The following is an 8,972-nucleotide window of genomic DNA, read 5'->3' as shown; positions in this document are numbered from 1 at the left end:
GCTTGATCAGCACGCCGAAGACGTCCGAGACCGACTCGTTGAGCGCGCCGGACTGGCCGTAGTACTCCAGGTTGGCGGTGTACTGGGTGACGCCGTGGGTGAGCTCGTGGCCGATGACGTCGAGCGGGATGGTGAAGTCCAGGAACATCGTGCCGTCGCCGTCGCCGAAGACCATCTGGTCGCCGTCCCAGAAGGCGTTGTCGTACTTCACGCCGTAGTGGACGGAGGCGTTCAGCGGCAGGCCGGCGTCGTCGATGGAGTGCCGGCCGAAGACCTTGAGATAGAAGTCGAAGGTGGCGCCGAGGCCCGCGTGGGCGCGGTTGACGGTGGCGTCCTTGCCGGGCGGGTCGCCCTCGCCGTGCACCCGGGTGCCGGGCAGCTGCGTCAGGTGGTGGGCGTCGTAGACCGTGCGCTGTGCCTTGTCGGACGGGGTGCCCGTGGGGGCGGCGAAGCCGCGGGCGGCCGTGACCCGGCGGCGGGTGCGCAGGGCGCCGTCGTGCTCCAGGGTGCGGCGGGCGGGCTCGTGGTGCAGGGGGTCCTCGGACTCGGCGAGGCGGTCGAGGACGTGGGGAGGAATGATCGTGCAGAAGGGACGGTGCGCCGTCCCGGTGGGGTCGTCATTCATGGCCCGAATGTGGCACCGGGTCACCCGCATGTCACTCCCTGGTGCCATGATTAATGAAATCGAGTGTTTGGGCGGCTTTGACCGGCAGATTCCGTTCCGCACTGGTAGATGCCGTGGACGCCCAGGTGGCCCCGGGCGTCCCGCATGCTGAAACGCCCCTCCGCAATCCGTCGGCGCTCGGTTAGTGTGCTGCACATCATGCGCTACGGGCTGCTTCTTCTTAGCTGCCGCGGCGAGGGTTCGCAGTCGTAGGCCGACGCCCTCCCCGCGGGATCCGGTGCTGCGGTCAGGCTCAGCACCGCGTCGGTCGACCTCCTTCCGAGCCCGTACGAGGAGCTCCGCGCAGATGCCCGCGACCACCGCCCCCTCCGCCTCCGTCGGCCGTCCCACGCCCCTGACCGCCGCCACCGTCACCCAGCGGCCGTCGGGGATGCCCGTCCACAAGTACGGCCGCTACGAGGCGGTGGACCTGCCCGGCCGCACCTGGCCGGACCGCCGCATCACCAAGGCCCCCCGCTGGCTCTCCACCGACCTGCGCGACGGCAACCAGGCGCTGATCGACCCCATGTCGCCGGCCCGCAAGCGGGAGATGTTCGACCTGCTGGTGCGCCTGGGCTACAAGGAGATCGAGGTCGGCTTCCCGTCCTCCGGCGCCACCGACTTCGCGTTCGTCCGCTCGATCATCGAGGACGGCGCGATCCCGGAGGACGTGACGATCTCCGTGCTGACGCAGGCGCGCGAGGAGCTGATCGAGCGGACCGTGGAGTCCCTGCGCGGGGCGCACCGCGCCACCGTGCACCTCTACAACGCCACCGCGCCGGTCTTCCGCCGGGTCGTCTTCCGCGGCTCGCGCGAGCAGGTGAAGCAGATCGCGGTCGACGGCACGCGGCTGGTCATGGAGTACGCGGACAAGATCCTCGGTGACGACACCGTGTTCGGCTACCAGTACAGCCCCGAGATCTTCACCGACACCGAGCTGGACTTCGCCCTGGAGGTCTGCGAGGGCGTGATGGACGTCTGGCAGCCGGAGGCCGGCCGCGAGATCATCCTCAACCTGCCCGCCACGGTGGAGCGTTCGACCCCGTCCACGCACGCCGACCGCTTCGAGTGGATGTCGCGCCGGCTGTCCCGCCGGGAGTTCGTCTGCCTCTCCGCGCATCCGCACAACGACCGCGGCACCGCCGTCGCCGCCGCCGAACTGGCCGTGATGGCCGGGGCGGACCGCGTCGAGGGCTGTCTGTTCGGCCAGGGCGAGCGCACCGGCAACGTCGACCTGGTGACCCTGGGCATGAACCTCTTCTCCCAGGGCGTGGACCCCGGAGATCGACTTCTCGCAGATCGACGAGATCCGCCGCACCGCCGAGTACTGCAACCCAGATGGAGGTCCACCCGCGCCACCCCTACGCGGGCGACCTGGTCTACACCGCCTTCTCCGGCTCCCACCAGGACGCCATCAAGAAGGGCTTCGAGGCGATGGAGACCACGGCCGCGGCGGCGGGGAAGACCGTGGACGACATCGAGTGGGCCGTGCCGTACCTGCCCATCGACCCGAAGGACGTCGGCCGTTCGTACGAGGCCGTCATCCGCGTCAACTCCCAGTCGGGCAAGGGCGGCATCGCCTACGTCCTCAAGCACGACCACAAAGCTCGACCTGCCGCGCCGGATGCAGATCGAGTTCTCCAGGATCATCCAGGCCCGGACGGACGCGGAGGGCGGCGAGGTCACCCCGCAGGAGATCTGGTCCGTCTTCCGCGACGAGTACCTGCCCACGGACGACAACCCGTGGGGCCGCGTCGAGCTGCGCGCCACCCCACACCTCGACGGCGAGCGACGGCACCGACGCGCTGGACCGTCGAGGCGGTCGTGGACGGCGCCGAGACGGTGCTGACCGGTACCGGCAACGGTCCGATCTCCGCCTTCTTCGACGCGCTCGGGGCGACCGGCATCGACGCCCGCCTGCTGGACTACACCGAGCACACCATGAGCGAGGGGGCCAGCGCCCAGGCCGCCTCGTACATCGAGTGCGTGATCGACGGCCGGGTGCTGTGGGGCATCGGCATCGACGCCAACACCACGCGGGCCTCGATCAAGGCGGTCGTGTCGGCGGTGAACCGGGCGTACCGGCCCTGACGGGCGCCCGGTTGACGGCCGTTGGTGCCTGCTGACGGGCGTCGTCCCCCGCCCGTCGTCAAGTGCGCGCCGCCCAAACCCACCGCATCCGGTGGGCCCGGCGGCGCGCGGGGCCGACAGGCACCCGAAGACCGCGCACGAGGTACTGACGCCACATCATCGATGTGGCTAACAATCACGTCAACGCGGCGACGAGGCCGTGGCGTTATGGAGGTGTGCGCCGTGATGCACGCGCAAGGCCGACCACAGCCCCGACCGGTGTGTGCTGGGCGTACGTACCGTGTGGCGCACCGTCGGGGGACGGCGAGTTCTTCTGCCCCGGCTGCGGCGGGGACCGCAACTACCACCGCCGCACGGGCCGCCGGCGCCTCGTCGTGCTGGGCGTCCCGCTGCTGCCGCGCGGGCCGGTGGGGCCCGGTCGTGGAGTGCACGGCCTGCGGCGAGCGGTACGGGACGGACGTCCTCGACCACCCGACGACGACGCGGTTCTCCGCGATGCTGCGCGACGCGGTGCACACGGTGGCGCTGGCCGTGCTCGCGGCGGGCGGCACCGAGGCCCCCACGGTCCGCCGGGCGGCGGTCGGGGCGGTGCGCGCCGCGGGCTTCGCGGACTGCAGCGAGGAGCAGCTCGTCACGCTGATCGAGGCACTGGCCGCGGACACGGGCCGGCTGCCGGGCAGATACCCGGCGCCGGCGGTGGCCGGGCGGGACGGCTTCGATCCGTGCGGGACGGCGCTGGCGATCGAGCTGCACGAGGCGCTGGAGCCGCTGGCGCCGCACCTCGCGCCGGCCGGGCGGGAGTCGATCCTGCTCCAGGGCGCGCGGATCGCCCTGGCGGACGGGCCGTACCGGCCGGCGGAGCGGGAGGTTCTGGCGACGGTGGGGCGGGCGCTGATGCTGTGCCCGGAGGACACGGATCGTCTGCTGACGGCGGCGCGGACGACTCCGTCGTAGGGGTTTTGTCCTCAAGCGCCGGACGGGCTGAATCAGCCCGTCCGGCGCTTGAGGACGAACGCGGCGCAGCCGCGTTGCCCCGCGCGGAGCGCGCGAGAAACGGTGAAAGGGCGGGGCGGGGAGCAAAACCCCTACGACGGAGTCGTCCGCGCCGTGCGGGAGAATGGCCCCATGACCCTCTTCCGCGACGACGGCATCGTGCTGCGCACCCAGAAGCTGGGCGAAGCGGACAGAATCATCACCCGCTTCTCACCCGCACCCAGCGCGCGTCAGCGGACTCGAAAAGACTCCCCCGTACGAGTGATGCACCGAGACGCCGAACGCGTAGGAAGGCAGCGGATGGGTCGCCATCGACGCTCTGCCCCCTTGACCTCCGATGAAGCGGCAGCCGGCCCCCGGGCGGCCAGGGAACCCCTGACGAGCGAGACGACCGAACACCTCGACCCCGCCGAAGCACCCACCGTCCCGATCCCCGTCGTCCCCCCCGACCCCGGACCTCCGTCCCGGCACCGGACGGCACCGCAGCCCGCACCGGCCGGTGCGCAAGGACCGCGAACCGGAAGGGGCCCCGCAGCCGCGGAAGCCCCCCGAGCCGGCCCCGGCCCCGGCCCCCGCCGCAGCCGCGGCCGCAGCCGGGACAACCGCCAAGGCTCCCACCAAGAAGGCCTCCGCCAAGACCTCCACCAAGGCACCCACCAGGAAAACCTCCGTCAAACCCCCTGCCAAGGCGTCCGCCAGGACGAAGGCGCCCGCGCGGACCGGACTGCTCGGCGCCTCCGCGGCCGTGGCGATGGGTGCGGTGGCGATGGTCTCGGGGCTGCTGCCCGGCAATCCGCTGTCCGTCGGCGACAGCAACGGCGCCGGCCACGGCGGCACCAGCGGCCAGGTCCGCGCCGACGCGCCCATCGACGTCCCGTCCGCCGCGCGGCAGCAGAAACCGCCCGCCGCACGCCACTTCGGCCCCACGGTCCCGGCCGCGCGGCCGGAGGCGGCGGCCAGCCGGGCCTACGAGCGCGAGGCCGCCCCGGCCACACCGGCCGCTCGCGTCACCCCGGCCGTCGTCCGTCCCTCCACGACATCCGCCCCCAGATCCGCCGAGGCCACCCCGGCCGAGGCCCGGACGACCGGCGCGAGCGCTCCCCGCAGGCCCGGATCGGGCGGGCCCACCGGGACCCCGGAAAGCGCCCCTTCCACGGCCGCGTCGCACCAGGCCGCAGCGGCCTCCGCGGCCGCGTCCGCTTCGGCGTCCGCGGCGGTGCTGCCCGCCGCGGCCGACGACGACCCCGCGGCCCATGCCGCGGCCAGAGCGGCGGAGGGTCTCCGGGGCTCGGCCGCGCGCACGGTGGTCGCCCTGGTCAACGCCGAGCGGGCGAAGGCCGGTTGCCGTCCGCTGCACACGGACGCGCGGCTGACGTCGCTGGCCCAGTCGTTCAGCGACGACATGGCCCGGCGGGGGTTCTTCGACCACACCGACCCGGACGGCCGGTCCCCCTGGGACCGGGCCACCCGCCGGGGGCATCAGAAACCTCGGCGGGGAGAACATCGCCCGCGGCCACCCCGACCCGCACACGGTGGTGGAGGCCTGGATGCGCAGCGCCGGGCACCGGCAGAACATCCTCAACTGCGATTACCGGTCGCTCGGGGTCGGTATCCACCACGGTCCGGGCGGCCCCTGGTGGACGCAGGACTTCGGCTACTGAGCCGGCACGCCGGAAGGGCCGCCGGGCCGGACGCGCGGCGGCCGCTGGCAGCGCGGGCAGAAGTAGCTGGACCGGTTCATCCACGGCCTGCGGCGCATGGGCGTGCCGCAGCGCCGGCAGGGCTCGTCCTCGCGTCCGTAGGCGTCCAACGACCGGTCGAAATAGCCGGATTCGCCGTTGACGTTGACGTAGAGGCTGTCGAAGCTGGTGCCGCCGACGGCCAGGGCCTCGTTCATGACCTCGCGGATGTGCGTCAGCAGCTCGGCGGTCCGCGGCCGGGTGAGGGCGGCCGTCGGGCGGTCGTAGTGCAGCCGCGAGCGCCACAGCGCCTCGTCGGCGTAGATGTTGCCGACGCCGCTGATCAGCGACTGGTCGAGCAGGGCCCGCTTGATCGTCGTCCGTCTGCGGCGCAGCGCGGTGTGGAAGGCGGCGTCGTCGAAGGCCGGGTCCAGCGGGTCCCGGGCGATGTGCGCGATCACCTCGGGGAGGCCCTCGTCGCTGCCCGGCACGGTGTCGTGGAGCGAGAGCCCGCCGAAGGTGCGCTGGTCGACGAAGCGCAGCTCCGTACCCGCGTCGTCGGTGAAGCGGACGCGGACGCGCAGGTGCTTCTCGTCGGGCGCGTCCTCGGGCTGGACGAGGAGCTGGCCGCTCATGCCGAGGTGGGCCAGGACCGACAGACCCGCCGTCTCCAGCGGCAGCCACAGGTATTTGCCCCGCCGCCGCGCGGGCCCGAGCCGCTGCCCGGTGAGCCGGGCGGCGAAGTCGGCCGCCCCGGCCGGATGGCGGCGGACGGCCCGGGGGTGGAGCACCTCGACACGGTCGACGGTGCGGCCGCACACCCATGCCTCCAGGCCGCGCCGGACGACCTCGACCTCGGGCAGTTCGGGCACGTTCTTCCTCCACGGGTGGGACGCGTCGACGAAAACGGCCGGCCCGGGGCACATGTCGTGCCCCGGGCCGGCCGGTGGTTCAGCGGGAGGAGTCCGCCTCGCCCGAGGGCGCGGCGCCGTCCTTCTCCGCCTTGGCGCGGGCCTCGGCCGCACCGTTGATCGCGCGCCAAGCGGACTCGGCCGCCTGCTGCTCTGCTTCCTTCTTGCTGCGGCCGGTGCCGGTGCCGTACTCGACACCACCGACGCGGGCAGCAGCCGTGAAGGTCTTCTCGTGGTCGGGCCCGGTCTCGGTGACCAGATACTCGGGAACCCCCAGCCCCTCCGTCGCCGTGAGCTCCTGGAGGCTGGTCTTCCAGTCCAGGCCGGCGCCGAGGTTCGAGGACTTCTCGATCAGCGGGTCGAAGAGCCGGTGCACGAGCTCCCCGGCGGCGTCCAGCCCCTGGTCGAGGTAGACGGCGCCGATCACGGCCTCGAGGGTGTCCGCGAGGATGGACGCCTTGTCGCGTCCCCCCGTGCCCTCTTCGCCGCGGCCGAGCCGGATGAAGGACCCGAGGTCGAGACCCCGGCCCACCTCGGCCAGCGCCCGTGAGTTGACCACCGCGGCCCGCAACTTGGCCAGTTGGCCCTCGGGCAGGTCCGGGTGCTTGCGGTACAGCGTGTCCGTGACCACCAGGCCGAGGACGGAGTCACCGAGGAACTCCAGTCGCTCGTTGGTGGGCAGCCCGCCGTTCTCGTAGGCGTAGGAGCGGTGGGTCAGCGCACGCACCAGAAGGGCGGTCTCGAGTCTGTACCCGAGCCGCCCTTCCAGAAGCGTGAGAGACGAGGCTGCGTCCTGCGGCGCCTGTGCATTCCCGCGGGAGCGGGACGGCGTGGTGGCGTCTGACATGAAGCCTGTCACCCGCCGATCAGACCTCGAGGACCTGGCGCTTGTTGTAGGTGCCGCAGCTCGGGCACGCGATGTGCTGCTGCTTCGGCTCGTGGCAGCGCTCGCACGCCACCAGGGTGGGGACCGCAGCCTTCCACTGCGACCGGCGGTGGCGCGTGTTGCTGCGCGACATCTTCCGCTTCGGAACAGCCACGGCTACTTCTCCTGTGAGTCATCCCCGCCGGAGCGGGGTGCGTTGTCCTTCTCGCCGTCCTGGTCGGAACCGGCGAGTCCCTGCAGTGCCGCCCAACGAATGTCGACGGTCTCGTGGTGGTGGTCCGGCTCGTCCGCCAGCCGCGCCCCGCACTCGGAACACAGGCCCGGGCAGTCCTCCCGGCACACCGGCTGCAGCGGCAGTGCGAGCACCACCGCGTCACGCAGCACGGGTTCGAGGTCGAACAGGTCGTCCTCGAGGAAGAGGATGTCACTCCTCGTCGTCCTCGGCGTCGTCGTCCGCGGCCGCGATGCGGCCCCGGGCGTCGGCGTCGGGGTAGGAGTACATCTCCTGGAAGTCCGCTTCGAGCTCGTGCTCGATCGGCTCCAGACACCTTACGCACTCCCCGGTGAGCGGTGCACGGGCGGTGCCTGTGACGAGCACCCCTTCCATGACCGACTCCAGACGGAGGTCGAGCTCCACGGTCGCGCCCTCGGCGACTCCGATGACCTCGATACCGAGGTCGGCCGGGGCCGGGAGGGAGCGGGAGAGCCGCTTCAGCGCACCGGGACGCCGCCCCAGCTCGTGTGTGTCGAACACAAGAGGGAACGGTGATCGAGGCGGGCGTTCAGGGCTTCCTGCTTTCTACGCTGCGGGCGGCGGCCGCACTCACTGCACACCGTGAGGTGCGCCGAGGGCAGCCCGGATCGCGGACGTACTCGCGACCGAAGAGCCAGATACTTGACGGTCCGCGATCGGCCCAATCCGCGCCTTCCGCCCTTCCCCGCCGGAGGCGGGTCCGCGGGTGGCGGCGGGCGTCAGCGCCCCTGCTCGTACCGGCGGAGCTGCTCCAGGTCGATCATGCTCGTGTCGAAGAAGCTGGTCTCGTCGAGCGCACCGCCGCCGCGCTGCGCGGCCCCCTGCCGCCCTCCACGGGCTGCTCCTGGCCCTGCATGTCTGCGGGTACGCGCCGTAGCCCGGGCGCCGCCCTGCCAGGCGTACGGGTCGGCCTGCTGCTGCGGGTAGCCGCCCGCGGCGTACGGGTCCGTCTGCTGCGGGAACTGCTGCCAGTCGTACGCGCACGGGCTGCGGCTCGTGCTACGGTAGCGGAGCGGGGGGCTGGTAGCCGGGGTACTCCGGCGCGGAGGTCCGCTCCGGAGCCTGTGCGGGCTCTCCGCCAGCCGGCGAGAAGTCGCGCGTCGCTGGTGGGGCTTCGGCGGCGGAGCCGTCCGTCCGCCAGGGCGCCAGTTCGTCGGCGGGGCGGGCGCCCAGCAGGTTCTCCGGCCGCGCGGCCGACCGCCTCCAGGGTCTTGGCCAGCACGGCGGAGACCCGCCCGAGCTTGGCGTCCACGTAGGCGTGGCGTTGTGCCGCTGCGCGGCGGGGTCGGCGCTGCGTCGGGACAGTCGTGCCGTCCGGGTCCTCGGGGTCGTAGCCGTCGCCGAGGCCAGAGCAGCTTCTCGCGGCGCGCTCGACCGAGCACGGGTCTTGGTGAGGACGACTCGAAGTTGGCCAGCTTGCTGTCCACGTAGTCGTGCGGCCTCGGCGCGGTATCTCTCGCGGCCTCTCCCGGCGGGCCTCGGCGAGGAGCGGATG

The 8,972-nt window shown here is 72.6% G+C and carries 6 protein-coding genes and 4 pseudogenes; 4 read left to right on the top strand and 6 right to left on the bottom strand.

Annotation, left to right across the window (positions count from 1 at the left end; genetic code table 11):
- A partial coding sequence (locus tag ABD794_RS16870; RefSeq protein ID WP_344964282.1) for a M4 family metallopeptidase occupies positions 1-625 on the bottom strand: 625 nt, incomplete at its 3' end.
- A 430-nt stretch (positions 626-1,055) separates the two neighbouring features.
- On the opposite strand from ABD794_RS16870, the pseudogene leuA reads away from it, so the two are divergent.
- The 4 genes and pseudogenes from leuA to ABD794_RS19135 all read left to right on the top strand — a co-directional run bounded on the left by leuA (position 1,056) and on the right by ABD794_RS19135 (position 5,409).
- Positions 1,056-2,755, top strand: a pseudogene (gene leuA / locus ABD794_RS16865) (2-isopropylmalate synthase).
- Between the two features lie 262 nt (positions 2,756-3,017).
- Positions 3,018-3,709, top strand: a pseudogene (locus ABD794_RS16860) (TerB family tellurite resistance protein).
- A gap of 790 nt (positions 3,710-4,499) precedes the next feature.
- Positions 4,500-5,168: pseudogene (locus ABD794_RS16855) on the top strand (CAP domain-containing protein); the annotation flags it as partial.
- 127 nt (positions 5,169-5,295) lie between these two features.
- On the top strand, positions 5,296-5,409 hold the full coding sequence (locus ABD794_RS19135) for a CAP domain-containing protein (RefSeq protein ID WP_425586049.1): 114 nt from the start codon (positions 5,296-5,298) through the stop codon (positions 5,407-5,409).
- On the opposite strand, the gene mutM is transcribed toward ABD794_RS19135, so the two are convergent.
- From mutM to ABD794_RS16825, 5 genes and pseudogenes are all read right to left on the bottom strand, one after another.
- Positions 5,403-6,299, bottom strand: a complete 897-nt coding sequence (mutM, locus tag ABD794_RS16845; RefSeq protein WP_344964281.1) for a bifunctional DNA-formamidopyrimidine glycosylase/DNA-(apurinic or apyrimidinic site) lyase — start codon at positions 6,297-6,299, stop codon at positions 5,403-5,405. The two genes, ABD794_RS19135 and mutM, sit on opposite strands and share 7 nt — an antisense overlap.
- A 79-nt stretch (positions 6,300-6,378) precedes the next feature.
- A complete protein-coding gene (gene rnc, locus ABD794_RS16840) occupies positions 6,379-7,185 on the bottom strand; it encodes a ribonuclease III (protein WP_344964279.1) in 807 nt (268 codons plus the stop codon).
- Positions 7,186-7,204: 19 nt separating this feature from the next.
- A complete protein-coding gene (gene rpmF, locus ABD794_RS16835; protein WP_003951102.1) occupies positions 7,205-7,378 on the bottom strand; it encodes a 50S ribosomal protein L32 in 174 nt (57 codons plus the stop codon).
- 2 nt (positions 7,379-7,380) lie between these two features.
- Positions 7,381-8,010 (bottom strand): annotated as a pseudogene (locus tag ABD794_RS16830) (YceD family protein).
- Between the two features lie 186 nt (positions 8,011-8,196).
- Positions 8,197-8,904: a hypothetical protein gene (locus ABD794_RS16825; protein ID WP_344964276.1), complete on the bottom strand. Its 708-nt coding sequence runs from the start codon at positions 8,902-8,904 to the stop codon at positions 8,197-8,199.
- Positions 8,905-8,972: the final 68 nt, after the last annotated feature.

It is taken from the genome of Streptomyces thioluteus, from assembly GCF_039535865.1.
The sequence above is the reverse complement of the archived record's forward strand: the minus strand, read 5'-3'. Positions and strand labels throughout refer to the sequence as shown.